The sequence below is a fragment of the Micromonospora sp. 067-2 genome (assembly GCF_046549295.1).
In the GTDB taxonomy this organism is placed as follows: Bacteria; Actinomycetota; Actinomycetes; order Mycobacteriales; family Micromonosporaceae; genus Micromonospora.
On sequence record NZ_JAJPWB010000008.1, the window covers coordinates 277,476 to 302,742 of the forward strand.

At 72.9% G+C, this 25,267-nt stretch carries 24 protein-coding genes; 8 read left to right on the forward strand and 16 right to left on the reverse strand.

Translation table 11 applies throughout. From position 1 onward, the window contains the following. Positions 1–67 precede the first annotated feature (67 nt). A complete protein-coding gene (gene ligA, locus ACLJN9_RS21015) occupies positions 68–2,203 on the reverse strand; it encodes an NAD-dependent DNA ligase LigA (RefSeq protein ID WP_410813324.1) in 2,136 nt (711 codons plus the stop codon). Between the two features lie 159 nt (positions 2,204–2,362). Here ligA and ACLJN9_RS21020 point away from each other — a divergent pair, with 159 nt between their 5' ends. Continuing rightward, entirely contained in the window at positions 2,363–2,965 is a 603-nt protein-coding gene (locus ACLJN9_RS21020; protein ID WP_410813153.1) for a type II toxin-antitoxin system PemK/MazF family toxin, read from the forward strand. A gap of 70 nt (positions 2,966–3,035) precedes the next feature. On the opposite strand, the gene ACLJN9_RS21025 is transcribed toward ACLJN9_RS21020, so the two are convergent. From ACLJN9_RS21025 to ACLJN9_RS21050, 6 genes are all read right to left on the reverse strand, one after another. Further along, positions 3,036–3,401, reverse strand: coding sequence for a VOC family protein (locus ACLJN9_RS21025; protein WP_410813154.1), 366 nt, complete (start codon positions 3,399–3,401; stop codon positions 3,036–3,038). 36 nt (positions 3,402–3,437) lie between these two features. Then, positions 3,438–4,442, reverse strand: coding sequence for a methionine synthase (locus ACLJN9_RS21030; protein ID WP_410813155.1), 1,005 nt, complete (start codon positions 4,440–4,442; stop codon positions 3,438–3,440). Between the two features lie 63 nt (positions 4,443–4,505). After that, complete coding sequence (gene mnmA / locus ACLJN9_RS21035; RefSeq protein WP_410813156.1) at positions 4,506–5,579, reverse strand: tRNA 2-thiouridine(34) synthase MnmA; 1,074 nt, start codon at positions 5,577–5,579, stop codon at positions 4,506–4,508. A 247-nt stretch (positions 5,580–5,826) separates the two neighbouring features. Further along, entirely contained in the window at positions 5,827–7,002 is a 1,176-nt protein-coding gene (locus ACLJN9_RS21040) for a cysteine desulfurase family protein (protein ID WP_410813157.1), read from the reverse strand. Positions 7,003–7,142: 140 nt separating this feature from the next. Next, positions 7,143–7,808 (reverse strand): class F sortase, encoded by a 666-nt coding sequence (locus tag ACLJN9_RS21045; protein ID WP_410813158.1) that lies wholly within the window; start codon positions 7,806–7,808, stop codon positions 7,143–7,145. Further along, a complete protein-coding gene (locus tag ACLJN9_RS21050) occupies positions 7,805–8,635 on the reverse strand; it encodes a DUF4397 domain-containing protein (protein ID WP_410813159.1) in 831 nt (276 codons plus the stop codon). The genes ACLJN9_RS21045 and ACLJN9_RS21050 overlap by 4 nt, the downstream gene beginning before the upstream one ends. 227 nt (positions 8,636–8,862) lie before the next feature. Here ACLJN9_RS21050 and ACLJN9_RS21055 point away from each other — a divergent pair, with 227 nt between their 5' ends. Beyond that, positions 8,863–9,465, forward strand: coding sequence for an RNA polymerase sigma factor (locus ACLJN9_RS21055; RefSeq protein WP_410813160.1), 603 nt, complete (start codon positions 8,863–8,865; stop codon positions 9,463–9,465). After that, positions 9,419–10,201: an anti-sigma factor gene (locus ACLJN9_RS21060; RefSeq protein ID WP_410813161.1), complete on the forward strand. Its 783-nt coding sequence runs from the start codon at positions 9,419–9,421 to the stop codon at positions 10,199–10,201. Before ACLJN9_RS21055 ends, ACLJN9_RS21060 begins: the two co-directional genes overlap by 47 nt. Before the next feature lie 113 nt (positions 10,202–10,314). Here ACLJN9_RS21060 and ACLJN9_RS21065 read toward each other — a convergent pair whose 3' ends face one another. The 4 genes from ACLJN9_RS21065 to ACLJN9_RS21080 all read right to left on the reverse strand — a co-directional run bounded on the left by ACLJN9_RS21065 (position 10,315) and on the right by ACLJN9_RS21080 (position 13,474). Then, positions 10,315–11,274 (reverse strand): electron transfer flavoprotein subunit alpha/FixB family protein, encoded by a 960-nt coding sequence (locus tag ACLJN9_RS21065; RefSeq protein ID WP_410813162.1) that lies wholly within the window; start codon positions 11,272–11,274, stop codon positions 10,315–10,317. Positions 11,275–11,289: 15 nt separating this feature from the next. Then, the gene (locus ACLJN9_RS21070) at positions 11,290–12,069 is read right to left on the reverse strand and encodes an electron transfer flavoprotein subunit beta/FixA family protein (protein ID WP_410813163.1); all 780 of its coding nucleotides are present in this window, start codon (positions 12,067–12,069) and stop codon (positions 11,290–11,292) included. Between the two features lie 197 nt (positions 12,070–12,266). After that, positions 12,267–12,674, reverse strand: a complete 408-nt coding sequence (locus tag ACLJN9_RS21075) for a hypothetical protein (protein ID WP_410813164.1) — start codon at positions 12,672–12,674, stop codon at positions 12,267–12,269. Positions 12,675–12,676: 2 nt separating this feature from the next. Then, positions 12,677–13,474, reverse strand: coding sequence for a GNAT family N-acetyltransferase (locus ACLJN9_RS21080; RefSeq protein WP_410813165.1), 798 nt, complete (start codon positions 13,472–13,474; stop codon positions 12,677–12,679). Between the two features lie 88 nt (positions 13,475–13,562). Between ACLJN9_RS21080 and ACLJN9_RS21085 the strand changes: the two genes are divergently transcribed. Further along, the gene (locus ACLJN9_RS21085) at positions 13,563–13,979 is read left to right on the forward strand and encodes a PLD nuclease N-terminal domain-containing protein (RefSeq protein ID WP_410813166.1); all 417 of its coding nucleotides are present in this window, start codon (positions 13,563–13,565) and stop codon (positions 13,977–13,979) included. A 59-nt stretch (positions 13,980–14,038) separates the two neighbouring features. Beyond that, positions 14,039–17,341, forward strand: coding sequence for an AfsR/SARP family transcriptional regulator (locus tag ACLJN9_RS21090; RefSeq protein WP_410813167.1), 3,303 nt, complete (start codon positions 14,039–14,041; stop codon positions 17,339–17,341). On the opposite strand, the gene ACLJN9_RS21095 is transcribed toward ACLJN9_RS21090, so the two are convergent. The 4 genes from ACLJN9_RS21095 to ACLJN9_RS21110 form a co-directional block, all read right to left on the reverse strand. Beyond that, a complete protein-coding gene (locus ACLJN9_RS21095; protein WP_410813168.1) occupies positions 17,325–18,134 on the reverse strand; it encodes an ABC transporter permease in 810 nt (269 codons plus the stop codon). The genes ACLJN9_RS21090 and ACLJN9_RS21095 overlap by 17 nt on opposite strands. After that, complete coding sequence (locus ACLJN9_RS21100) at positions 18,131–19,102, reverse strand: ATP-binding cassette domain-containing protein (protein WP_410813169.1); 972 nt, start codon at positions 19,100–19,102, stop codon at positions 18,131–18,133. The genes ACLJN9_RS21095 and ACLJN9_RS21100 overlap by 4 nt, the downstream gene beginning before the upstream one ends. A gap of 167 nt (positions 19,103–19,269) precedes the next feature. Next, positions 19,270–20,892 (reverse strand): acetolactate synthase, encoded by a 1,623-nt coding sequence (locus ACLJN9_RS21105; RefSeq protein WP_410813170.1) that lies wholly within the window; start codon positions 20,890–20,892, stop codon positions 19,270–19,272. A gap of 118 nt (positions 20,893–21,010) precedes the next feature. Further along, complete coding sequence (locus ACLJN9_RS21110; RefSeq protein WP_410813171.1) at positions 21,011–21,784, reverse strand: enoyl-CoA hydratase-related protein; 774 nt, start codon at positions 21,782–21,784, stop codon at positions 21,011–21,013. Positions 21,785–21,882: 98 nt separating this feature from the next. Here ACLJN9_RS21110 and ACLJN9_RS21115 point away from each other — a divergent pair, with 98 nt between their 5' ends. From ACLJN9_RS21115 to ACLJN9_RS21125, 3 genes are all read left to right on the forward strand, one after another. After that, the gene (locus ACLJN9_RS21115) at positions 21,883–22,362 is read left to right on the forward strand and encodes a DUF6232 family protein (RefSeq protein WP_410813172.1); all 480 of its coding nucleotides are present in this window, start codon (positions 21,883–21,885) and stop codon (positions 22,360–22,362) included. Positions 22,363–22,783: 421 nt separating this feature from the next. Continuing rightward, positions 22,784–23,266 (forward strand): DUF6232 family protein, encoded by a 483-nt coding sequence (locus tag ACLJN9_RS21120; protein WP_410813173.1) that lies wholly within the window; start codon positions 22,784–22,786, stop codon positions 23,264–23,266. Next, entirely contained in the window at positions 23,263–23,634 is a 372-nt protein-coding gene (locus ACLJN9_RS21125; RefSeq protein WP_410813174.1) for a hypothetical protein, read from the forward strand. The genes ACLJN9_RS21120 and ACLJN9_RS21125 overlap by 4 nt, the downstream gene beginning before the upstream one ends. 11 nt (positions 23,635–23,645) lie before the next feature. Here ACLJN9_RS21125 and ACLJN9_RS21130 read toward each other — a convergent pair whose 3' ends face one another. Then, positions 23,646–25,265 (reverse strand): dienelactone hydrolase family protein, encoded by a 1,620-nt coding sequence (locus tag ACLJN9_RS21130; RefSeq protein ID WP_410813175.1) that lies wholly within the window; start codon positions 25,263–25,265, stop codon positions 23,646–23,648. Positions 25,266–25,267: the final 2 nt, after the last annotated feature.

Sequence of the window (25,267 nt, forward strand, 5' to 3'; positions counted from 1 at the left end):
CGAATCGGTCGTAGTCGTAATTAAGTTGGTATACGCGGCCAGCCGGCGCGGCGAGCCCGAAGGCGGATCAGCCCTCTGTTCGGGCGGCCCCCCGCGCGGCGTCCGGGCCCGCGTCCAGCAGCAGCCGGAACCCGTCCTCGTCGAGCACCGGCACCTTGAGGCTGGCCGCCTTGTCGGCCTTGGACCCCGGGTTGTCCCCCACAACGACGAAGCCCGTCTTCTTGGAGACCGACCCGCTCACCTTGCCGCCCCGGCTCTGCACGGCCTCGGCGGCCTGGTCCCGGGAGAAACCGGCGAGCGTGCCGGTCACCACCACGGTCAACCCCTCCAACGGGCGCGGCCCCTCGTCGACCGCCTCCTCCGCCATGCGTACGCCCGCCTCGGCCCACTTGCGGACCACCTCGCGGTGCCAGTCCACGGCGAACCACTCCCGGATGCTGGCCGCGATGGTCGGCCCGACCCCGTCGACCGAGGAGAGCTCCTCCTCGCTCGCCGCGTCGATGGCCTCCATCGAGCGGAAGTGCCGGGCGAGCGCCTGGGCGGCCGTGGGGCCGACGTGCCGGATGGAGAGCGCCACCAGCACCCGCCACAGGTCGCGCTCGCGGGCCACCGCGAGATTGTCGAGCAACTTGGTCGCGTTGGTGCCGAGGCTGCCGTCCTTGTTGACGAAGAACGGAGAGCGGGACAGCTGCTCGGCGTCGAGCTGGAAGAGGTCACCCTCGTCGGCGATGATCTCCGCGTCCAGCAGCGCCGCGGCGCCCTTGTAACCGAGCACCTCGATGTCGAACCCGCCCCGGCCGGCGAGGTGGAACACCCGCTCGCGTAGCTGGGCCGGGCAACTGCGGGTGTTGGGGCAGCGGATGTCGACGTCGCCCTCCTTGGACGGCGCGAGCGGCGTGCCGCAGGCCGGGCAGCTGGTCGGCATGACGAACGGCCGGGCGTCGGACGGACGCAGCTCGACCACCGGGCCGAGCACCTCCGGAATCACGTCGCCGGCTTTGCGCAGCACCACCGTGTCACCGATCAGCACTCCCTTCCGCTCCACCTCCCGGGCGTTGTGCAGGGTCGCGAGTGCGACGGTGGAGCCGGCCACCCGCACCGGCTCGAGAACGGCGAACGGAGTGACCCGCCCGGTGCGCCCCACGTTGACGTCGATGTCGAGCAGCTTGGTGGTCACCTCCTCCGGCGGGTACTTGAAGGCGATCGCCCAACGCGGGGCACGGCTGGTCGAGCCGAGGCGGCCCTGGATGGAGACCGGATCGACCTTGACCACCACGCCGTCGATCTCGTGCTCGACATCGTGCCGGTGCTCGGCGTAGTAGGCGATGTACCCGGCCACACCGGCCAGATCCGCCACCACCCGCCAACGGTCGCTGGTCGGCAGTCCCCACGCGCCCAGCGCGGCGTACGCCTCGGACTGCGCCGTCGGCTGGAACCCGCGGCGGGCACCGATGCCGTGCACCACCAGGCGCAGCGGCCGGGAGGCGGTGACCCGGGGGTCCTTCTGCCGCAGGCTGCCCGCAGCGGCGTTGCGCGGGTTGGCGAACGGGGCCTTGCCCTGCTCGACCAGGCCGGCGTTGAGGTCGGCGAACGCGGCGATCGGGAAGTAGATCTCGCCCCGGACCTCCAGCAGCTCGGGCACGTCCGGAAATTCGGCGGACGGGGTGAGCTGGCCGGGCACGTCCCGGATGCTGCGGACGTTTGCCGTGACGTCCTCGCCGGTGCGGCCGTCACCACGGGTGGCCGCCCGGACCAACCGACCGCCCTCGTAGGTCAGGTTGATCGCCAGCCCGTCGACCTTCAGCTCGCAGAGATAGGGGGCCGGGCCGCCAGCGTCGCGCTCGACCCGCTCCGCCCAGGCGGCCAGCTCCTCGTCGGCGAAGGCGTTGTCCAGTGAGAGCATGCGCTCGGCGTGGGTGACCGGCGTGAAGTCGGTGGAGAAGGTGCCGCCCACCCGTTGGGTCGGCGAATCCGGCGTACGCAGCGCCGGGAACTCCTCCTCCAGAGCTGCCAGCTCGCGCAACTGACTGTCGAACTCGGCGTCGGCGACGATCGGCGCGTCCAGCACGTAGTAGCGGTACTGGTGTTCGGTCAGCTCACGGCTCAGCGTGGCATGCCGCTCGCGCGCCTGCGGCGTCGGCTCGGCACCGGCCGCCGCCTCCTGCGCCGGGCTGACCTGCTGACCGATCTGCTCCTCGGACACCTCGCCACCTTCGGACACGCCTGCGACCTCCCCTGATCACGCTACTCCGGCACGGTATCGGGCCGGTCGGACAATCCGCCGCCCACCCGCGCGCGAAGCGCGTAACGGCGGCGGTCCCGGCGGGCTGCGGGGTGGTCGGCGGGCGCCGCGGTGGTCGGCATGCGAGGATCGCCGGACGGTGGTGGCCGGCGGGCCGCCCGGGAGGCGGAGGTGGCGATGCCCGAGGCCCTGCTCTGGGCGGTGGCGATCCTGGTGGCGGTGAGCGCTGGCTGGGCGTGGAACAGCTGGCGACAGCGGAGGGCCAACCGGCCTCCGGGCACCGGACCCGGCCGCGACGCCACATCCCGCGCCGGCGGCCGTCGCCCCACACCGCCCCGGCCCCGCGGCGCCGACCGGCCGGCTGCCAAGCCCCGGGCGCGGGACACCGACCGGGCCACCGGCACCCCGGCGCCAGGCGAGATCTGGTGGGCCGATGTGCCGTACGCCGATGGCAGCGGGTCGAAGGTGCGGCCGTGCCTGGTGCTGCGCGCCGACTCGCGGGGAGCCGACGTCTTGAAGATCACCAGCCAGGACAAGAGCGACCGGGACGACCACGTCCGCATCCCCACCCGGGACTGGGACCCGGACGCCGAGCACGACAGTTTCCTGAGCCTCACCGAGCCCACCCGGATCGGCTCGGCAGCTTTCGCCGATCGCGCCGGCCGCTGCGACGCCAACCTCTGGCGACAGGTCCGCAGTCTTCACCACCTGCCCACCCACTGAAGCGCACCGCGGCCACCTTCCGGCGGATCACGGCGGCCATGATGCCCGGCCGCCGTGATCGACGCCAGGGTCAGTCCCAGCAGAGACAGAACGGGTGGCCCGCCGGATCGGCGTAGACCCGGAAGCCCCCGCCCTCGCCTGGCAGCCGACGGGCACCGAGGGCGAGCGCCGCCTTCTCGGCGGACTCGATGTCGTCCACAGTGACGTCGAGGTGGAACTGCTGCGGGCGCTCCGGGTCCGGCCAGGCCGGGGCGCGCAGGTTGAGCGCCCGCTGGAACGCCAACCGAGGCTGGTGCCCGGGCGGGCCGCCGAGCACCACCCAGTCGTCTTCGGAGTCACCCTCGGCCAGGGGTATGCCGAGCAGCTCCGAGTAGAACGCGGCCAGCGCGTGCGGATCCGGGCAGTCGATCACCACTGAACGTAGCTGTCCAATCATGACCGCCATTCTGCCCGGCGGGTGCGACGAGAAACCTCAAACCTCGGCGAGCCGCCGACCGGCGTCACGGCACGCGGCCAGCACCGTCCGGGCGTACTCCGGGGTGGCCCCGGCGAGCCCGCAGGCCGGGGTGACGACGACCTGCTCGGCGAGCTGTCGACGGGGAAAGCCGAGTCGGTCCCAGACCCGACGTACCCGATCGGCCACCTCGGCGGAGGTCGGCGCGCGACCGGCCGACGTCGGTCGGGTCGGCGCGGCGCCGGCCAGCAACCCGAGGCCGGCGTCGAGGGCCTCGCCGAGCGGGTCCAGGTCGGTGAGCAGGCCCAGGTCGAGGGCGACCGCGGCGGCGCCGGTCGACCGGATCAGCTCCAACGGCACGTCGGGGGCGCAGCAGTGCACCACGGCCGGCACGCCGACCCCCTCGATCACGGTGCGCAGGAGCGCCGCCGCGTCGACCGGGTCCACCGCACGGTACGCGCCGAGCCCACTCTCGGTGGGCACATGCCCGGCGAGCACCATCGGCAGCGACGGCTCGTCCAGTTGGAGCAGCACCGAGGCGCGGGGCAACCGCCGGGCGACCGCCGCCACGTGCCCGCGCAGCCCCTCGGTGAGGGACCCGGTGAGGTCGCGGACCGCGCCGGGATCGCGCAGCAGCTTGCCGCCGATCGGCAGCTCCAGCGCGGCGGCCAGGGTGAGCGGACCAGCGGCCTGCACCTTGATCGGCCCGGCGTACTCCTCGGCCTGCTCGGCGAGCTGATCCAGATCGCGTTCCAGCAGGTCGCGGGTGCGGCGCAGGTCGCGGCCCGGGCGCGGGGCGACCCGCCACCGCCCGGCGTACAACTCGATGGGCAGCTCGACCAGCAGCCCGGCGGTGCGACCGATCACGTCGGCCCCGGGGCCTCTGTCCGGCAGCTCGGGCAGGTGGGGCAGCGCGGGAAGCTCGCCGAGGACCACCCGCTGGGCCTCGGCGATGTCGGTGCCGGGCAGCGAACCGATACCGGTCGCTGCGCCGGCCGGCCAGGGCCACGCCTGATCTGTCACGGCGGAAGGGTATCCGGTACGTGGTCCGCACGGGCGGCGACGGCCGCGCTGGCCGTCGCCGGCTCAGCCGGTGATGGTGGCGGAGCCGAGGACCACGTCGCCTGCCGGGTCCGGCCGGTACGCCACCACGGCCTGACCGGCGGCGACGCCACGGGCCGGCCGACGAAGCTCGGCGTGCAGCCGGTCACCGTCGAGGGCCACGGTCGCCGGCACCACCTCGCCGTGCGCGCGCAGCTGCACCTCGCACTCGACCGGCACGTCCGGGCGCGTGCCACCGGTCCAGACCGGCCGCTCGGCGTGCACCTGGGACACCTCCAGCGCCTCCGCCGGGCCGACCGTCACCGTGTTGGTCGTGGGCGTGATGGAGAGCACGTAGCGCGGCCGACCGTCCGGTGCGGGCCGGTCCAGGTGCAGCCCGCGACGCTGGCCCACGGTGTACGCGTACGCGCCGGTGTGGCTGCCGACCACCGCGCCGGTGCTCGCGTCCACCACGTCGCCGGGCGCCTCGCCGAGCCGACCGGCCAGGAAGCCACGGGTGTCGCCGTCAGCGATGAAGCAGATGTCGTGCGAGTCCGGCTTGTCGGCGACCGCCAGGCCACGCTCGGCGGCCTCCGCCCGGACCTGCGCCTTGGTCGAGTCGCCGAGCGGGAAGATCGACCGGTCGAGCTGCTCGCGGGTGAGGACGGCCAGCACGTACGACTGGTCCTTGGGCAGGTCGACGCTGCGCCGCAGCAGCCCGTCGGGGCCGAGCCGGGCGTGGTGACCGGTCACCACGGCGTCGAACCCCAGGGCCACCGCGCGGTCCAGCACCGCGGTGAACTTGATCTTTTCGTTGCAGCGCAGGCAGGGATTCGGCGTACGACCGGCGGCGTACTCGGCAACGAAGTCGTCCACCACGTCGGCGTGGAACCGCTCGGCCATGTCCCAGACATAGAACGGAATGCCGATCACGTCGGCGGCCCGCCGCGCGTCCCGGGAATCCTCCAGAGTGCAGCAACCGCGCGCCCCGGTCCGGAACGTCTGCGGATTACGGGCCAGCGCCAGATGCACGCCGGTCACGTCGTGCCCGGCCGCCACCGCCCGCGCCGCCGCCACCGCCGAGTCGACCCCGCCCGACATCGCCGCCAACACCTTCACCAGCGCACTCCCTTCCCCACCCCACCCTATCCGCCCACCCCACCCCCCTCGCTCCCTCGCCCTCCCCGCGGCCCCCACACCCCCCCGCCGCGCCTCCACACCGCCCCCGCGCCGCACACCACACACCATCGATCTAGGGGAAATCGTCGTGCATGGAGATCAACTCGCGACGATCTCCCGTAGATCGGCGAGGCGCGGGGCGCGGGGCAGCGCCCGGCGGGGGGCAGCGCGGGGTGGCGCGGGGTGGTCAGCGGGGGGTGCGGGGGGCGGCGGCTCGGCGCGCCCGGCTTACCGCTGCGGGGAGGGCGGCGATCAGGGCGTCGATCTCGGTCTGCGTGCTGGTGTGCCCGAGGGAGAAGCGCAGGGACGAGCGGGCCCGGTCGTCGTCGGCACCCATTGCGAGCAGCACGTGCGAGGGCTGGGCCACCCCGGCGGAGCAGGCCGAGCCGGTCGAGCAGGCGATGCCCTGGGCGTCGAGCAGGAGCAGCAGGGCGTCGCCCTCGCAACCGGGAAAGGAGAAGTGCGCGTTGCCGGGCAGCCGGTCGATCGGGTCACCGTTGTAGATCACCTCGGGCACCGCCTGGCGGACCCGCTCGATGAGGTCGTCGCGGAGGGCGGCCACCCGGGCCGCGTACTCCTGCTGGCCCTTCACCGCCGCCTCGACGGCGACCGCGAAGGCGACGATGCCGGCGGTGTCCAGGGTGCCGGAGCGTACGTCGCGTTCCTGGCCGCCACCGTGCACCAGCGGCGTGGCGGCCACGTCCCGGGCCAGCAGCAGAGCGCCCACCCCGGTCGGACCGCCCAGTTTGTGCCCGGTGACGGTCAGCGCGGCGACCCCGCTGGCGCCGAAGTCGACCGGCACCTGACCGACGGCCTGGATGGCGTCGGTGTGGAACGGCACGCCGTGCTCGGCGGCGACGGCGGCCAGCTCGGCCACCGGCTGGACGGTGCCGACCTCGTTGTTCGCCCACATCACGGTGACCACGGCCAGCCGGTCGGTGTGCGCGGCCAGCTCGGCGCGCAGGTCCTCCGGGTCGAGCCGGCCGGCGGCGTCCACCGGCAGCCACCCGACCTCGGCGCCCTCGTGCTGGGCCAGCCAGTCCACCGCGTCCAGCACGGCGTGGTGCTCGACGGCGCTGGAGACCACCCGCCCGCGGGCCGGGTCGGCTCCCCTGCGGGCCCAGAAGATGCCCTTGACCGCGAGGTTGTCGCTCTCCGTACCGCCACCGGTGAAGATCACCTCGGACGGCCGCGCGCCCAGGACGGCGGCCACCCGCTCGCGCGACTCCTCGACCCGGCGGCGGGCACGGCGACCCGCCGCGTGCAGAGAGGACGCGTTGCCAACCTCGCGGGCGGTGGCGACGTACGCCTCCAGTGCCTCGTCGAGCATCGGAGTGGTCGCCGCGTGATCCAGGTAAGCCATCACCGTTCAGCCTACGGCCGACAGGTGGGGGACCCGATGGCGGAGGGGCGGCCTGCGCTCGACGCGGCGCGGGCCAGGGTGGGAAGGTTCCCCTCCCCACCCTGGCCCGACGCACCCTCCGATGAGCCGAACCGATCTGGTCAGGCGGGCACCGCGGTGACCACGATGTTGTCGCGGTACTTGCGGGCCTTGGCGTCGAACGGTCCACCGCAGGTGATCAGGGTCAGCCGCGGCTTGCCGTCCCGGGCGAAGTACCGGTCCAACGGGATCTTGGTCTTGACGTACTCCTCCCGGGCGACGACCTTGTACGGCCGGGCCTTGCCGTCGCTGCCGGTGACGGACAGGGTGTCGCCCTGGTCCAGTTCACGAAGCCGGTAGAAGGCGCCCTTACCCTGCTTGGCGCTGTCCACGTGACCCGCGACGACCACCGAGCCGGCCTCCGCCTCCAGGCCGGGCCCGTACCGGTACCAGCCGATCTGGTCGACGCTGGGCGGCACCTCGAAATCGTTGGTCCGCGCGTTGATGCCGACCGCGTTCACCTTGGCGGTGACGTCGATCGCCGGGATCTCCAGCCGTACCGGCGGAACGATCTTGCCGTCGGCCGGCAGCTCCCCGGCGGCCACCGGGACCGACGGGCCGTTCGCGGCACCGGCCGTCGGCGTCGGGGTGGCGGTGGCCAGGGTGGCCGCCTCGTCGGCGCCCACGTCCTTGGCCGGCTGTGAGCCGCACGCCACCAGGGTGGCGACGGTGAGCGCGGCAACGCCGGCGGCCATGGCCGCCAGCGCGCCGCGGTTGCGCACCGTCACTTGCGACCGGTCCGCGCGGACGCCATCCGCACACCACCGCCGACCAGCAGCAGGACGCCGGCACCGGTGAGCACGTACCACCAGGTGTTGACGCCGGTGCCTGCCTGGCCACCGTCACCGCTCGGCACGCCGCCCGGGGCGGAGTGCAGGCCGGTGATGGTCTGGGCCACCACGTCGAGGGTCTTGCCCTCGGCCGAGCCGATCGCGTAGACGATCGTCGCGGTGCCCTCCTTGAGGTTCAGGTCCGCCGGGCCGATGGCCACGGTGTCGGTGCCGGCCAGCACCACGTCCGCCTTCACGGAGCCCGCGTCGACGTCGGCCTTCGCCTCCTTCGGGTTGGTCAGGCCCTTGAAGACCGGGGTGCCACCGGCACGGACGTCCACCGCGGGAGCGGCGGCGGTGTGCCGGACGATCAGTCGGGCCTTGCCGGCGCCGACCTTCGAGACGTCGTTGACGAACGGGGTGATCTTCGGCTTGCCGGCCGCGTCGAGGTGTGCGGCGATGCTGATGTTCGCCCCGCCCGGCACCTCGGCGTTGTCGACCTTGAGGATCGCCTTGTCGATCGCCTCACCCGGCTTGGTGAGGGCGATGTCGTACTCGCCCTTCTCCAGGCTCAGCGGACCGGCCACGGTACCGGGCTTGAAGTTCTCCAGGGTCTTCTTGCCGTTGACGTACACGTCGACCGGGGTGTCCGGGATGCCGTGCACGACCGAGACCTTCGACGTGGCGGCGTAGGCGGGCGACGCGGTGAGCGCGCCGATGCCGGCGAAGGCCAGCGCGGCGACCGCGCCGCCCGCCGCGACCCGACGGAAGTACGAGAGCTGCATTACTGCCTCCTGGTATTGGTGCTGATTCGTCAGGCCTGACTTGCAGAACGGGTTACGCCGGCTCCGCGGCGGCCGGATGCGGCTGGAGGCAATTTCTTTTTCCCGACCGAAATGGCATCCGGCGGAGCCCTCGGCAACGAACAAGCGGTGATGCCAACTACCGGGGAAGTGGGGCGAGGGCTGTGGGAGTTACAGTCGGGTATGCCCCCAGGAAGGCGAGCCGCCCGGTGACGGCCGCGCGACAGGACCCGGATCCCCCGGACGACGACCTTGCGCTCCGCTTCCGCGCGGGTGACGAGGCGGCGCTCCGGCAGGCGTACGACAGGTACGGCCGAGCCGTGCTCCACCTGGCCACCAGCATGCTGATCAACCGCAGCGACGCGGAGGACGCGACGCAGGCGACGTTCGTGGCAGCCTGGCTCGGGCGGGACACCTTCGACCCGGCCAGGGGATCGTTGATCGGCTGGCTGCTCGGGATCGGCCGACGCAAGGTGATCGACCGGATGCGGGCGTCGGCCCGCGAGACCCGGGTCGTGGAGACGGTCCGACAGCTGCCCGAGCCGGCGCAGAGCGGCCCCGACCCGGACCGGGTGGTGGACCGGCTGGTCGTCGCCGACGAGCTGGCTCGCCTGCCGGACGACCAGAGACGCATGCTGGAGTTGGCGTTCTACGACGACCTGACACACCAGCAGATAGCCGCGATGACCGGCGTGCCGCTGGGCACGGTCAAGAGTCATATCAGACGCGGCATGGCGAGCTTGAAACGCAGATGGGAGGTGGACGGTGCAGCACCTGGACCACGACCGGCTGGTCTTTTTGGCGCTCGGTGAGAGTCAGGCCGACAGCGGCGAGAGCACCCACCTTGACAGCTGTGAGCACTGCCGGGTGCAGATGCGAACGCTCCAGCACGTCGCGGGGCTCGGCACCGAGACGCAGGGCATGCACGAGCTGCCCAACCCGCCGGAGCACGTCTGGCAGGGCATCGTCGCGGAGATCCGGGCCGCGGAGGACCTGCCGTCGCTGCCCGCGTCCCGCCGTCAGTCGACCGCCGAGCCGACCAACGGCTCGGCAGGAGCGGGCGGCGTCTCCCGCTCGGACCGGTCCCGTGCCCGTCGGCGCGGTCGCTGGGCGGGCTGGGCGGCCACCGCGGTGACCGCGGTCGCCGCCGCGGCGGTTGGCGTGGTGGGCACGGTCGCCGTGCTGCGCCCGGACAAGCCCGAGCCCGCCGCGACTCAGGCGGTGGTGGCCAGCGCGCCGTTGGCGGCCTACGGAAAGACGCCGAAGTCGGCTCATGGTGACGCGCGGGTTCTCGAGGACGGCCAACTACATCTGCATGTCGCGAATCTCCCGCGCGTGCCGGGGTACTACGAGGTCTGGCTCATCAACCCGGAGAACGGGAAGATGTTCTCGATCGGCACCCTTGGTGACAACTCGGACGCCCTGCTGCCGCTGTCCTCGACCGTCGACCTCAGGTCCTACTCGGTGGTCGACGTCTCCGCCGAGCAGTACGACAACAACACCAAGCACTCCGGCGACAGCCTGCTACGGGGCACTCTGACGGGCTGATCGGCGGGCCGGCTCAGCTCCCCGGCCCGCCGATCAGCTCCCGTTCCACCGCACGACGAGAAGTGGCCGCCCGACGCCGGGCGGCCACTTCTCGTCGTTCGTGCGCGGAACTGCTACTTGCGCTTGCGGATCTCCTCGGCGGCCTGCGGCACGATCTTGAACAGATCGCCGACCACGCCGAAGTCGGCCAGCTCGAAGATCGGCGACTCGCCGTCCTTGTTGACCGCGACGATGATCTTCGAGGTCTGCATGCCGGCCCGGTGCTGGATGGCACCGGAGATGCCGAGTGCGACGTACAGCTGCGGGGAGACGGTCTTGCCGGTCTGGCCCACCTGGAACTGGTGCGGGTAGAAGCCGGAGTCGACCGCCGCCCGGGACGCACCCACGGCGCCGCCGAGCAGGTCGGCCAGCTCCTCGACCAGCTTGAAGTTGTCGGCGTTGCCGACGCCGCGACCGCCGGAGACGACCACACCGGCCTCGGTCAGCTCGGGGCGGGAGCCCTTCTGCTCGGCGACCCGGTTGACGACCCTGGCCAGCTTGTCCGTGTCGGTGACCGACACGGTGAGCTGCTCGATCGCCGGGGTGGCCGCCGCCGCGGTCGGAGTGACCGAGTTGGGCCGGACGGTGACCAGCGGCAGGCCCTTGGTGACCTTGGACTTGACGATTGTGGAGCCGGCGAAGGCGACCTGGGTGGCGGTGCCGTCGGCGGCCAGACCGACCACGTCGGTCAGGATGCCGTTGTCCAGCTTGACGGCGAGGCGGGCGGCGATCTCCTTGCCCTCCTGGGCCGAGGCCAGCAGCACGGCGGACGGCTGCACCCGCCGGACCAGCTCGGCCAGCACGGTGGCCTTCGGCGCCACCAGGTAGCCGTCGATCTCGTCACCCTCGGCCGCGTAGATCTTCTCCGCGCCGTACTCGCCCAGCTTGGCGCTCAGCGCCTCGGCGGCGCCGGCGCCGCCGAGCACCACCGCGCTCGGGGTGCCCAGCTCGCGGGCGAGGGTGAGCATCTCCAGGGTGACCTTCTTGACGCCGAATTCCTTGGTGGCTTCGACGACGACGAGAACCTCAGACATGTCCAGACCCCGCTCTCACACGAACTTCTCGGTGGCGAGGAACTCGACCAGCTTGACGCCGCCCTCGCCCTCGTCGGTGATCTTGGCGCCGCCGGAGCGCGGCGGACGCTTGGTGTGCTCGACCACGGCGCTGGTGGCGCCGTCGAGGCCCACCTCGGTCGGTGCGACACCGAGGTCGGCCAGGGAGAGCGTCTGCACCGGCTTCTTCTTGGCGGCCATGATGCCCTTGAAGGAGGGGTAGCGCGGCTCGTTGATGGTGTCCCACACGGAGACCACGGCCGGGGTGGCGGCGGTGACCACCTCGTAGCCCTCCTCGGTCTGCCGCTCGACGGTCAGCGTGTCGCCGTCGACGGTGAGCTTGCGGGCGCCGGTGAGCGCCGCGACGCCCAACCGCTCGGCGATCATGTGCGGCAGAACCTGGACCCGACCGTCGGTGGACTCGGCACCGCAGATCACCAGGTCAGCGCCCAGCTGGCCGAGAGCGGCGGCGAGCACCTTCGAGGTGGCAGGAGCACAGGAGCCGTGCAGGGCGTCGTCCACCACGTGGACGGCCTTGTCCGGGCCCATGGAGAGCGCCTTACGGATCGACTCGGTCGCCCGGTCCGGACCCATGGTCAGGATGGTGACCTCGCCACCGTGCGCCTCCTTGATCTTCAGCGCCTCCTCGATGGCGTACTCGTCCATCTCGTTGATCACGTTGTTCGCCGAGCCGCGGTCGACGGTGTTGTCGTCATTGCGCAGGTTGCGGTCCGCGCCCGAATCAGGCACCTGCTTGACGAGTACGACGATGTTCATCGCGCTTCGACGACCCTCCTGTGTGGTGGTGCGATTTCGCTCGCCCGGTCTGGGGCGCAGCCTCGCGCGTCGGCCGACGCCCGGTCAACCGCAGGCTGCTGTGCAGTTGCCCACGACGCAATGTTACCTGCCAGTAGGTTGCCGGCCCCCTGCACTCCGAGTGACACAGCTCACCGGCGCCGGCCAGCCCTACCCGGTCAGACCGGGTCGGCCAGCGCGCCACGGATCCGGTCGATGACCGCCGCCTCGGCCGGAGCAACCCCGTGGTGCGCCCGGGCCACCCGGTCCGCCGCGGTCAACACCACCGAGCGGTACGCGTCGACGTCAGCCGGTGACTTCTCCCGCAGGATCCGCACCGCCCGATCCAGCGCCGGAAGGACCACCGACTCGATCTCCAGCTGCGAGTCGCGCGGCAGCCGGGGCAGCGGACCGGTGGTCAGCGCCTCCTTGACCACCCCGCTGGCGTTGGCCAACGCGTCGGACGCGGCGACGCTCTCCCTGATCACCCCCAGCATCCCCGGGTCGGCGTTGGAGACCAGGAAGACGGCACCGAAGGCACCGGTCTTGAGGGTCAGCCGCTCCTCATCCGTCAACCGCAGCTCCATGATCACGGAGTGTAGACGTACGGGGTCGTGGTGGTGACCGGGACGAGGCCCAGTCGCTGCAGGATGGGCCGGCTGTCCTCGGACGCGTCGACCTGCAGCAGCGTCCGGCCGCGCTGGTCGGCCAGCCGCGCGCGGTAGGTGACCAGCGCCCGGTAGATGCCCCTGCGACGCCACTGCACCAGGGTGGATCCGCCCCAGAGGGTGGCGAAGCCGGTGTTCGGCGGGAAGCGCACCCAGCCGGCGCTCACCACCGTTCCGTCCGCCTCCGCCACCACCACGGTGATCGACTGCGGGTCGGCGTCCATCTCCTTCGCCAGCCCCCAGACGAGGTGCGAGCGGTCCTCCTGCCAGACCTCCTCCTCCATGGCGGCGATCCGCTCCAGGTCGACCGGGGCGGTCACCTCACGCAGGCGTACCCCCTCGGGGGGAACCGGCAGCGCGGCGGCCAGCGACGCGACCGGCCCGATCACGACGGTCTCCCGGTCCTCCGCCACGAAGCCGGCGGCGCGCAGCCGGTCCGCGAGGTCGGCGGGCTCGTCGTGTTCGTTGAGCTTCCACTCCACCGACTGGCCGCGCTGGCGGAACAGCTCCACCTGCCGGGCGATCAGTGCGTCCAGCTCGTCGCCGGTCAACCCGCCGAGGTCGCGGTAGGTGAGGAACCCACCGGCGTCGAGTCCGATGATCCGGACCAGCGGCCCGTCCCGCTCCACCGTCACCCCGGCCGGAACCGGGTCCGGGATCTCCGGGCGGAGCTGATTGTCGTAGGCATTGCGCAGCGTGTTCACGTCAAGATCGGTCACAGGTTCAGGTTAGGCCGCGGGGAAAGCGGATAACCGGCGCCGGGTTCGCGGACTGTGGTGACGGGACGGGGTGCGCCATGATGGGTGCATGGCCCGGCTGTACGTTCTCCTCTTCCTGGTGCAGATTGTCCTCGCCGTCTGCGCGCTGATCAGCTGTCTCTCCGCCGAGGAGGGCCAGATCCGTGCTCTCCCCCGGATCGCCTGGGTGCTGATCATTCTGTTCTTCCCACTGGTGGGATCGGTCGCCTGGTTCGTCGCCGGCCGGGAGCCCGACCCCGGGGTCCGCGGGGCGCGGCCGGCCGGCACCGGCTTCGCCGAGCGGAAGCCCCGACGCCCGATCGCCCCCGACGACGACCCGGAGTTCCTCCGCTCGGTGCAGGACCGCGCCCAACAGCAGGACCAGGAACTCTTCAGCCGCTGGGAAGAGGACCTGCGGCGACGCGAGGACTACCTGCGTCGGCGCGACGGTGAGCCGCCGCGTGAGGGTGACCGGCCGGAGGTGTGAGCACCGCGCAGGAGCAGCCGAAACCGGCATTCGAGCGGGCGAACGGCAGGATCGCCGGTGTGCAGATCCATCTGCTCGGCCCCCTGGAGGTTCGGGACGACCCGGCGACGCCGATCGAGGTCGGTGGCGTGCTCCTGCGGCGACTGCTGATCCTGCTGGCCCTGGAACCCGGCCGGACGGTCAGCGCGGCGCACCTGGTCGACGCGCTGTGGGAGGACGCCCCGCCCACCGCTGCCGGCAACGCGCTCCAGGCGCTGGTCTCCCGGCTGCGCCGTGCCGTGCCCGGGCTGCCGGTCGACGCCCGCCCCGGCGGCTACCGGCTCGCCGTCGACCGGAGCGCGATCGACCTGCACCGGTTCGAGACCGAGGTGCTCGCCGGCCGGGCGCTGCTGGCCGCCGACCCGGCCGCCGCCCGCGAACGACTCGAGGCGGCGCTCGCCCTGTGGCGGGGGCCGGCGCTGGCCGACGTGTCCGACGCGCCGTTCGCCCGAGGCCTGGTGGCCCGGCTCGAGGAGTTGCGCCTCACCGCCACCGAGGAGCTGATCGAAGCCCGTTCGGCGTTGGAGGACCCCGGCCACCTGGTGCCCTGGCTGCGGGAACTGGTAGCCGCGCATCCGCTACGCGAACGGTTGGCCGAACACCTGATCCGCACCCTGCACCGGGCCGGCCGCCCGGCGGAGGCGCTCGCCGCGTACGAACGGCTGCGGGGCGAACTCACCGAGACGCTCGGCGCCGATCCCGGGCCCGAGCTGGCCGCCCTGCATCTGGCGGTGCTGCGTGGTCAACGGCCCGATTCCCCGCCGTCCAGCGCCGCGCCGGTGCCCGCCGACGGTGGCGACCACCGGTCCAGCCCGGACGGCGACGCCAGACCGCACGCCGGCCCCGCCCAACGCACCCGGGGTGACCTGCCGACCGCGTTGACGAGCTTCGTCGGCCGGGAGGCAGCCGTCGACCGGGTCGGCGACCTGCTCGATCGGGCCCGGCTGGTCACCCTCACCGGCCCGGGAGGCGCCGGCAAGACCCGGCTCGCGGTCGAGGCCGCCCGCGCAGTGGCGGCGCGGTTCCCGGACGGGGTCTGGCTCGTCGAGCTGGCGCCGGTGACCGACCCCAGCGAGGTGCCCCAGGCGCTGCTGGGCCTGCTCGGCCTCCGTGAGCAGGCGTTCTTCGTCGGCAGCCGATCCCGGATCCCACCCAGCGAGGCCACCGAGCCGACCGTACGGGCCATCGACGCGCTGGTCAGTCGATGCGCGCTGCTCGTGTTGGACAACTGCGAACACCTGCTGGACGCCGCGGCCGAACTGGCCGACCGGTTGCTCGCCGCCTGCCCCGAGGTGCGGGTCCTGGTCACCAGCCGGGAGCCGCTGGGCATCACCGGCGAGGCACTGCATCCCGTCGACCCGCTGGAGCAGCCACCGGCGGGCGCCGATCCGGACGTTGCGCTGACATACCCGTCGGTGCGGCTCTTCGCCGATCGGGCCGCCGCCGTCCGGCTCGACTTTCGGGTGGACGACCGCACGGTTGAGTCCGTGGTCAGGATCTGCCGAGCGCTGGACGGCATGCCACTCGCCATCGAGCTGGCAGCCGCGCGGCTGCGGGCGATGACGGCGGACCAGGTGGCGACCCGGTTGGACGACAGGTTCCGGCTGCTCACCGGCGGCAGCCGTACCGCGCTGCCCCGACACCAGACGCTACGAGCGGTGGTGGACTGGAGCTGGGAGCTGCTCGACCCCGCTGAGCGGGCGCTGTGGCGCCGGCTCGCCCTGTTCGCCGGAGGCGCCACCCAGACTGCCGTGGCGCGGGTCTGCGCCGGCAGCGAGCTGGCCGCCGACGAGGTGCTCGACCGACTCTTCGCCCTGGTGGAGAAGTCGCTGGTGATCGCCACCGGCGACGGCGAACCGCGCTACCGGATGCTGGAGACCATCCGGGAGTACGGGCTGGACCGGCTGGGCGAGGCGGGCGAGGAGCAACGGGTGCGCCGGGCCCATGCCGACGAGTTCCTGGACCTGGCCGAGCGGGCCGACCCGGAGTTGCGTGGCCGCGACCAGCTCCCCTGGATCGACCGGCTCCGCGCGGAACACGACAACCTGCACGACGCGCTGCGCTGGGCGATCGGGGCCGGTGAGGTCACCCGGGCGATCCGGATGACCGGCGCGCTCGGCTGGTACTGGTGGTCGCGCGGACACCGGGTCGAGGGCGCGGATCTCGTCCGTGAGGTGCTCGCGCTGGCGGAACGGTCCGTCCCGCCGGCCGGGCAGGAAGAGCCGCCGTCCGCGACCGCGCTGGCGACCGCGTATCTGGTCGGGGCCATGAACGTGATGAGCGCCAATGGAGACCTGGAAACGGCCCAGGTCTGGCTGGAGGAAGCGCTGAGGCTGACCGGCACCGACACTCGGGTACCCCTGCTGCGACTGGCCGGGCCGATGGCCCTGATGTTCAGCCCGGCGACGCAGCCCGCGGGGCTGAGCACGCTGCGGCGGCTCTTCTCCGACGACGACCCCTGGGTGGCCGGAACCGCCCGCATCATGCGCGGGCACATGCAGCTCAACGCGGGCGGGCCGGTCGAGGAGGCAGCCGAAGACTTCCGCGCCGCACTGGAACTGTTCCGCACCGTCGAGGACCGCTGGGGGCTGTCCATCACCCGCTTCGCACTGGCCGAGATCGCTGGTCGGACCGGCGACCGCAACGCCGCCATCGACCAGTTGCGGGGCGCGCTGCACGACGTCCGGAAATTGGGTGCGGCCGAGGACGTGCCGCAGATGCGGGCCCGGCTGGCCCAGCTGCACTGGCAGGTGGGCGAGCACGAGGTGGCCCGCACGCTGCTCGCCGAGGCGCAGGGGGAAGCCGAACGGCTGGGCGCCGACGAGCCTCGGGCCACCATCGCCACCGTCTGGTCCGAGCTGCTACGCGACCACGGCGACTGGGAGCAGGCGGCCCACTGGGCGCAACGCGCCGCCGAGCTGGTCGGGCGGCGGGGGATCGCCCCGCAGTGGGGCGCCATGCTGGCCACCGCGCTCGGGCACTGCGCGGCGGCCCGGGGAGAGCTGCCGGCCGCACGTACGCATCTGGACCAGGCCCTGGAGCTGGCGATCACCTCCCGCGACGCACCCGTGGTGGCCATCGTCCTGGTCGGCTACGCGGACCTCGCCCTGCGCAGCGGACGGCCGGCCGTGGCCGCCACCCTGCTCGGCGGGGCGGACGGTGTACGCGGTGGGCACGACCGGGGAGCGTTGGATGCGATCCGGGTGCGGCTGGCCGCCCGCACCGCACTCGGTGAACCCGGATTCGCCGAGGCGTACGCGGACGGCCGAGAGACCCGACTGCATCAGGTGACCGAGCTGCTGCGGGTCACACTCGACGCCTGAGCCCCCGCACCGCCAACGGCGCGAAGATCACCGCGATGCCGAGACCCCACAGCAGCGTCTGGAGCACCGGGCCGGCCACCGGCCCGCCGACCAGGAGCCCGCGCAGCGCGTCGGCCACCACGGTCACCGGGTTGACCTCCACCCAGTGCTGCAACCAACCGGGCATCCGTTCGGTGGGCACGAAGATGTTGCTGGTGAAGGTCAGCGGGAAGATCACCGTGAAGCCGAAGATCTGCACCTTGTCCGGTTCGCTCACCAGCACCCCGACCAGCACCGAGATCCACGAGGCGGCCAGCGTGAACGCCAGCAGCAACGCGAACGCCCCGATCACCCCGAGCAGCCCGTGGCCGACCCGGAAACCCAGGATCGAACCGACGCCGAGCAGCAGCGCGATCGACCAGGCCTGCTTCACGGTGTCGGCGAGGATCCGGCCGGCCAGGGGCGCCCATCGGGCGATGGGCAGCGCCCGGAGCCGGTCGAAGACGCCCTTGGTCAGGTCGCTGTTGAGCCCGAACCCGGTCGTCATGGTGGCGAAGAGCGCATTCTGCACCATGATGCCGGGCAGCATGAAGGTGAGGTATTCACCGGAGGAGCCGGCGATGGCGGTGCCGAACACGTAGGTGAACAGCAGCACGAACATCACCGGCTGGATGCTCAGGTCGAGCAGTTCCATCGGGTTGTGCTTGATCTGCACGAGACTGCGCCAGGCGAGCGTGAAGGTGTGTCGCAGGCCGGCGACGGGGCCGATCCGGCGGGCCAGGGTCGGCGCGGCGGCGAGAGTGGTGGCGGTCATGCCGGGGTCCTTTCCCGATCGGTGTCCGCAGGGGCGTCCTCGGCCAGGTGGCCGGTGAGGGAGAGGAAGACCTCGTCCAGGCTGGCGCCGCGTAGCGCCAGCTCGGCGACCGGGATCTCGGCGGCGTCGAGACGACTCACCACTGCGGGCAGCACACCGGGCCCGTTCACCGCGACGGTGATCGAGGTCTGGGCCACCTCGGGGGTCGCGCCGGAGACCGCGCCGGCGATGGCGGCCACGGTGCCCAGGTCGGTGAGGTCGGCCGGCCGTACGGTCAGCGTCTGCCCGCCGGTCTTGGCCTTCAGCTCCTCCGGCGTGCCCTGGGCGATCACCCGGCCGTGGTCGACCACCGCGATCTCCCCGGCGAGCTGGTCGGCCTCCTCCAGATACTGGGTGGTGAGCAGCACCGTCACCCCGTCGGAGACCAGGGCCCGCACGATGTCCCACAGGTCGTTGCGGCTGCGGGGGTCGAGGCCGGTGGTCGGCTCGTCGAGGAAGAGCACCTGCGGCCGGCCGACCAGACTGGCGGCGAGGTCGAGGCGACGGCGCATGCCACCGGAGTAGGTCTTGGTGGCCCGGTCACCGGCGTCGTCGAGCTGGAAGTCGGCGAGCAGTCCGCGTGCGCGCAGTTTGGCGTCGGCCCGGCTCAACCCGAGCAGCCGGCCGATCAGCAGCAGGTTCTCCGCGCCGGTCAGGCTTTCGTCGACCGACGCGTACTGCCCGGTGAGGCCGATGAGCTGGCGCACCTGGTGGGCGTCGCGGACGACGTCGAAGCCACCCACGGTGGCGTGGCCCTCGTCGGCGCGCAGCAGGGTGGCGAGCACCCGAACCGCAGTGGTCTTGCCTGCGCCGTTCGGCCCGAGCAGGCCGAAGACGGTCCCGGAGGGAACCGCCAGATCAACTCCGGCGAGGGCGGTGGTGGCGCCGAAGCGGCGCACCAACCCCTCGGCGCGGATCGCGTAGTCCATCGCAACTCCTGTCATCGTCACTGGTGGTACCACCATGGACGACGGGCCTGACATTCCGTCGATACGACGCTGACGGTACGACGACCGGAGCTGACAGGCAGCTGATTTACCCGCGAACACGCGCGGCGCCGCCGCCCGCCCGGAGGCGACGGCGCGGCGGGTGCGACTCAGGCCAGGTTCGACGACCGGGGGTACGCGTCCGTCGGGTCGGTGAGCACATTGACCAGGTACGGCACGCCAGCGTCGAACGCCCGCTGCAGGGCCGGGCCCAGATCGGCAGCCTTGGCGACCGTCTCCCCCGCCCCGCCGAGCGCGCTGACCACGGTGTCGTAACGCAGCTCCGGCTGGAGGTCGGCGGCCACGTCGTAGCCGTACATGGCCTGCATCGGGTGCTTCTCCAGACCCCAGATGCCGTTGTTGCCCACCACGATCACCACGGGCAGCTTCTGGCGGACCAACGACTCGACGTCCATCAGCGAGAAGCCGGCCGCGCCGTCGCCCATCAGCACGCAGATCTGCCGGTCCGGGTGGCTGACCCGGGCGCCCATGGCGTAGCCCATGCCGGTGCCCAGGCAGCCGTACGGGCCCGGGTCCAGCCAGGTGCCCGGCTGGGCCGGCTCCAGGTACCGCCCGGCGTACGAGACGAAGTCGCCGCCGTCGCCGATGGTGATCGCGTCACGGGCCAGCACCCGGCGCAGCTCCCCGTAGACGCGGGCCGGCCGGATCGGGTCGGTCTCGGCGGCCATCTCCGCCGCGTCGCGAGCCCGGGCCGCGTCCTCGGCGGCGCGCAGGTCGGCGATCCAGCCGCTGTGGTCGGCCCGGTCAGCGGCGTGGTCGGCCAGCGCGGAGAGAATCAGGCGCAGGTCGCCGGCGGGGGCGGCGGCCGGCTGCACGTGCGCGGCGCGCTGGCTGGGAGCGTCGACGATGTGCACGACCTTGGCGTCGCCGAAGTCACCGAAGCTGAGCCGGAAATCCAGTGGGGTGCCCACCACCACGACCACGTCGGCGCCGGAGAGCGCGGCCCGGCGTGCCTTGGCGAAGGCGAGCGGGTGCTCCGGCGGGAGCGAGCCGCGGCCCATGCCGTTGGTGAAGACCGGCACCTGCAGCGCTTCGGCCGCTTCGCGCAGCGCGGCCACCGCGTCGCCGGCGTACACGTCGGAGCCGGCGATGATGACCGGTCGCTGCGCTCCGGCGATCAGCGTCGCCGCCCGGGCGACCTCGTCCGGGTCCGGTTCGACCGGGTCGACGCCGGTCGGGGCGGGCACCTCGGCCTCGGCGACGGAGAACACCGTCTCCAGCGGGAAGTCCAGGAACGCGGGGCCGCGGTGCGGCGTGAGCGCGGCGGTGAGCGCCGCGGTGACCGCGCGCGGGATGTCGTCGGTGCTGAACACCGTCTCGGCGTGCTTGGTGACGGGCGAGACCAGTGGCAGGTGGTCCATCTCCTGGAGGCTGCCCGAGCCCCACCGGAAGGCGGGCGCCCGACCGCCGAGCACGAGCACCGGGGAGGCGTTGAAGAAGGCGCTGGTCATGCCGGAGATCCCGTTGGTGACACCGGGACCGGCCGTGAGCACGGCGAGACCGGGACGGCGCTGGAGCTTGGCCACCGCCTCGGCGGCGAAGACCGCGGACTGCTCGTGCCGGACGTCGTAGATCGGGAAGTCGTTCTTGTGCGCCGCGTCGTAGAGCGGGAAGACGTGTCCGCCGGAGAGGGTGAACATCTCACGCACCCCGTGCGCCCGCAGCGCCGCGAGCGCCAACTCCCCGCCGTGACCTTCGACGCGCTCCGTCATTGCCGCTCCCCTTCGTCGCTCACGACCGAAGCCTCACGCTACTGGCCGGTAGGCAGAATGTGAACCGTTCTCGACTCACCGTCGGGGCCGGCGACACGCACCGCCTTCTCCGTCGATGTCAGCGGCCGGTGAAGCCCGGCCTGCGCTTCTCGACGAACGCCGCCATACCCTCGCGCCGGTCGTCGGTGGCGAAGAGCGCCGCGAAGAGCTGGCTCTCCCAGGCCAGGCCCGAGTTCAGATCCATGTCCAGGCCGCCGTCGACCGCCAGCTTCGCCGCGCGCAACGCCTGCACGGGCCCGTTCAGGTACGGCGTGACCAGCGCCACCGCCGCGTCGTAGACCTCGGTCGCCGGGACGACCCGGTCGGCGAGACCGATCCGCAGGGCCTCCTGGGCGTCCACCATCCGCCCCGACATGATCAGGTCCTTGGCCCGCGCCGGACCGACCAGCCGGGCCAGCCGCTGGGTGCCGCCCGCGCCGGGGATGATGCCCAGCTTGATCTCCGGCTGGCCGAGCTTGGCGTCCTCGGCCACCACCCGCCAGTCACAGGCCAGCGCCAACTCGCAGCCACCGCCGAGGGCGTAGCCGGTGATCGCGGCGACGACCGGCTTGGGGATCCGGGCGATCGCGCCGAGCGCACTGGACAGGTCCGCGGCCCGGTCCGCCATGTCCACGTAGGACATCTCGGCCATCTGCTTGATGTCCGCACCGGCGGCGAAGACCTTCTCCCCGCCGTACACGATGACGGCGCGGACGCCCGCGTCGGCGGTGGCCGCCGTCGCGGCGGCGCGCAACTCCTCCTGCACCTGGGTGTTGAGCGCGTTCATCGGCGGCCGCTCCAGCCGGATGGTGCCGATGCCGTCCCTGGTCTCCAGCCGAACGAACTCGCCCACGCTGCCCTCACTTCCTCGTCGAAGTCGCGTGCCAACCTTACGACCCGCCTCGTTGGGGTAAGTAGTGTGGTGTCAGCCCCGTGGGCGGGAGTCCAGCCATGATCACTTATTTCGACGACAAGTCGGTGCAGGTCACCTCCACCACCGTCCGGGTGGACGGCCGCACCTACGCGCTGGCCGACATCACCATGATCTGGCACCACCGTGGCACCCGTTCCTGGCGCGTGCTCGTGGGGCGGGGCGCGATCGGCGCCGCACTGGCCGGCCCGCTGGTTGCGGCGCTGCTCGGCATCGGCGTGGCCGTCTGGCTGCACCGATCGCCCACCGTGACGATCGCGATCGTCGGCGCCTCGGTGCTGGTCGGCCTGGCCGTCGGGCCGGTCGCCGACTTCCTCTTCGAACACCTCGACCGCTCGTACGCCCGGGGCAGCCGTCAACTGGAGATCTGGGCGCGCTGGCGCGGCCAGCCGGTGAGGCTGCTGTCCACCAGCGACGCGCTGCGCTTCGGTCAGATCTACCGGGCGGTGCAGCGCGCGGCCGAGCACAGCCACCCGGCCCGCCCGACCACCCGCAGGTAGGTCGCGCGCCGAGGTGGGCGGCCGGCACCTCGAGCACCTCGCACCGCCTGTGGAGCTGATATCGCAGACGAATCGGCGCGAGCTGCGGTGACCAGCCGGTAGACCCCCCGCACCGCCTGTGGAGCTGATATCGCCGACGAATCGGCGTGGGGGTGCGCGGGCGACCGCGCTGCCGTCGACGAATTGGCGCGGGGGGGTGCGCGGGGGGGTGCGCGGGGGGGGGGGGGGCGCGGGGGGGGGCGCGGGGGGGTGCGCGGGCGACCGCGCTGCCGTCGACAGGAAGGGGCAGCGACGAGACTGCGATGTCGTCAACGATTCAGCTCCAAAGGAGCGTCGTACCATCCCCTGCCGGACCCGACCCGCCGCTCGCCGCGGTCGGCGCGACGAGTTCGGGGTTGCCTGCCGGTGGTTAGGCTTAGTGATGACCCTCTATTACCGGGACGACGCGGTGCGGGTGACCTCCGAGTCGATCCGGGCAGGCGGTCACGTGATCGCCCTCTCCGACGTGACGTTCGTGTGGCACGCGCGCGGGCCGAAGACCCTCGCGGTGCGGGGCCGGGTGCTCGGCCGAGGCGTCCTGGTCCTGCTGCTCTCGCTGCCGCCGCTGGTCGCGCTGGTCTGCGTGCTCTCGCTGTTGTACACGGCGCAGGACCGGGGCAACTGGACGATGGCGCTGATCATCCTCGCCGCCTGCGCAGTGGGGGCGCTGGCGCTGATGCCGTTCCTGGAGATCCCCCTGAGTTGGCTGGACCGCTCGTACGAGCGCGGCAGCCACGTGCACGAGCTGTGGGTACAGCACCACGGCCGGGAGCAGTTGCTGCTGCGAACGCCCGACGCGCTACGGTTCGGTCAGATCTACCGGGCCGTACAACGCGCCGTCGAACAGCAGGGGGATCCCGAATGAGCAACCGCCGTGGCGAGGCCGCCGCGCTGGCCGGGCTGCTCGCCGCAGCCGGCGTCACGCACCTGCTGCGCCCCGGTGTGTACGACCCGATCGTGCCGCGCGCACTACCCGGGCCGGCCCGTTTCTGGACGTATGCCAGCGGGGTCGCGGAGCTGGCGGTGGCGGCCGCCGTGGCGAACCCGGCCACCCGGCGGGCCGGCGGTCGGGCCGCGGCCGCCCTGTTCGTCGCCGTACTGCCGGCCAACGTGAAGATGGCCGTGGACTGGCGGCACCGGCGTCCGGCGAGGCGGGCCATCGCCTACGGCCGGGTGCCGATGCAGGTGCCGCTGATCTGGTGGGCGCTGCGCGTCGCCAACTCCGGCCGCTAGCCCCGTGCCGGTCAGCCCAACGGCAGGGTGGTGGCGATCGGCCAGCCCACCAGGGCGGCGCCCAGCACTGCCGGCAGCCAGCGCGGGCCCGCGTACCGGCGCAGCACGGTCGCCCAGGCGGCCTGCCAGCCGAGCAGTAGCGCGAACAGCGGCACCACCAGCACCACGAAGCCCGGCGCCAGACCGACCAGCGCCGACGTGGTCAGCACGAGCACGGTGACCGCGACGACCAGCAGGTGTCGCCCCGTCCGCCCGGCGGCGACCAGCTCGACGCCCAGCAGGAAGAGCAGGCAGGCCCCCGCGACCAGCGGAAGCAGCCACCAGCGGGCACCTACCGGCAGTGCCGAGGTCAGACCAGTGTGGATCGGCAGCGCGACGGCGAGGACGGCGTACCCGGTCAGCACCAGCGCCGCGACGGCGATCCGTGCGGGCGCAAGCGGTTGCGGCGTGCCGCCGGGAGGCGGTTGTGACGCGCCCCCCAGGCCCGGTAGCCAGCGCTGACCGGCGATCAGCAGCACCCCGGTGACCAGCAGGAAGCCGGTGACGTAACCGCCGACCGCCAGCGGAAGCCGGGTGGTCGGCAGCACCACCGCGACGGCGGCGCCGACGCCGGCCGCGAGCACCGCGAGCGCGAGCAGAAGCGCGCCACCGGACGACACCCGGCCCGCGGACGGCTCCGGTGCGTCGCCCGGCGCTCGGGCATCCGGCGGCGCCGGTGCGCCGGGCTCCAGGGCGAGCGGGGGTACGGCCGTTCGGCGGCCGGTGGCCCGACGTGGCAGGAGCAGGGCGGCCAGCGGAACCACCCCGATGCCGAAGGCGAGCGCCAGCAGCGCCGCCCCGGCGAGCCGGGTGGTCGGTCGTGGCGCGGGCGCGGAGGCGGTTTCGGCGGCGGTGGGCAGCCAGCCGGCGATCTCCTCGTGGGTACGCACGGCGAACAGCACCGAGATGTGCTCCGCGCCGGGCACCACCACCGCTGACCGTCGGCCCGTGCCTTGACCACGCCGGACGGCGTCGTCAGCCGCCCGGCGGAAGGCCGGGAACTCCGCGCCCCCCACGATCAGCAGCAGCTCCGCCGGCCGGCCCGGAGGCAGCTCGCCCGCGTCGGGCAGCGAGATCGCCACGGTCCGGGCGATCTCGGGGTGCCCGGCGGCGTAGCTGGTGACCGCGCCGGCGCCCATCGAGTGTCCCACCAGGACGATTTCGTCCGCGTCGACGTACGGCCGGGATCGGAGGTAGCCGACGGCCACGTCCAGGTCGGCGGCGAGAGTGGCGGCGGAGCTACCCCGTCCCGCGCCCGGCAGCCGGGCCGGGTTGGCGCCGTGACCGGCGAAGTCGAACAGCAGCGCGACCGCTCCCCTCCGGGCGACGGTGTCGGCGATCGGGCGCATCAGCTGGGCCGAGCCGGCGAAGCCGTGCGCGATCACCACTCCGGGGCGGCGCACGCCGGGCGCCGTAGGACCGGCGCGGACCTCGGTCATCGGAACCCCGTCGACGGTGACCCGCCGGGTGGTGAGGCCGGCGTCCGCCCGGACCAGCACCAGCGTGCCGAGTCCGGCGGCGACCACCGCCAGCACGGCGAGCAGGACGGCCGTTCGGGTACGTGGTGTGCGGTGCGGCGAGGGGGCCGGCATGC

Coding starts and splice junctions, on each gene's coding strand:
- ACLJN9_RS21040 (WP_410813157.1), bottom strand. CDS start 7,002: ATGGCTTACCTGGATCACGCGGCGACCACTCCGATGCTCGACGAGGCA.
- ACLJN9_RS21105 (WP_410813170.1), bottom strand. CDS start 20,892: ATGACGGAGCGCGTCGAAGGTCACGGCGGGGAGTTGGCGCTCGCGGCG.
- ACLJN9_RS21065 (WP_410813162.1), bottom strand. CDS start 11,274: ATGTCTGAGGTTCTCGTCGTCGTCGAAGCCACCAAGGAATTCGGCGTC.
- ACLJN9_RS21020 (WP_410813153.1), top strand. CDS start 2,363: ATGCGAGGATCGCCGGACGGTGGTGGCCGGCGGGCCGCCCGGGAGGCG.
- ACLJN9_RS21075 (WP_410813164.1), bottom strand. CDS start 12,674: ATGGAGCTGCGGTTGACGGATGAGGAGCGGCTGACCCTCAAGACCGGT.
- ACLJN9_RS21025 (WP_410813154.1), bottom strand. CDS start 3,401: ATGATTGGACAGCTACGTTCAGTGGTGATCGACTGCCCGGATCCGCAC.
- ACLJN9_RS21070 (WP_410813163.1), bottom strand. CDS start 12,069: ATGAACATCGTCGTACTCGTCAAGCAGGTGCCTGATTCGGGCGCGGAC.
- ACLJN9_RS21100 (WP_410813169.1), bottom strand. CDS start 19,102: ATGGACTACGCGATCCGCGCCGAGGGGTTGGTGCGCCGCTTCGGCGCC.
- ACLJN9_RS21095 (WP_410813168.1), bottom strand. CDS start 18,134: ATGACCGCCACCACTCTCGCCGCCGCGCCGACCCTGGCCCGCCGGATC.
- ACLJN9_RS21130 (WP_410813175.1), bottom strand. CDS start 25,265: ATGCCGGCCCCCTCGCCGCACCGCACACCACGTACCCGAACGGCCGTC.
- ACLJN9_RS21120 (WP_410813173.1), top strand. CDS start 22,784: ATGACCCTCTATTACCGGGACGACGCGGTGCGGGTGACCTCCGAGTCG.
- ACLJN9_RS21115 (WP_410813172.1), top strand. CDS start 21,883: ATGATCACTTATTTCGACGACAAGTCGGTGCAGGTCACCTCCACCACC.
- ACLJN9_RS21050 (WP_410813159.1), bottom strand. CDS start 8,635: ATGCAGCTCTCGTACTTCCGTCGGGTCGCGGCGGGCGGCGCGGTCGCC.
- ACLJN9_RS21085 (WP_410813166.1), top strand. CDS start 13,563: ATGGCCCGGCTGTACGTTCTCCTCTTCCTGGTGCAGATTGTCCTCGCC.
- ACLJN9_RS21125 (WP_410813174.1), top strand. CDS start 23,263: ATGAGCAACCGCCGTGGCGAGGCCGCCGCGCTGGCCGGGCTGCTCGCC.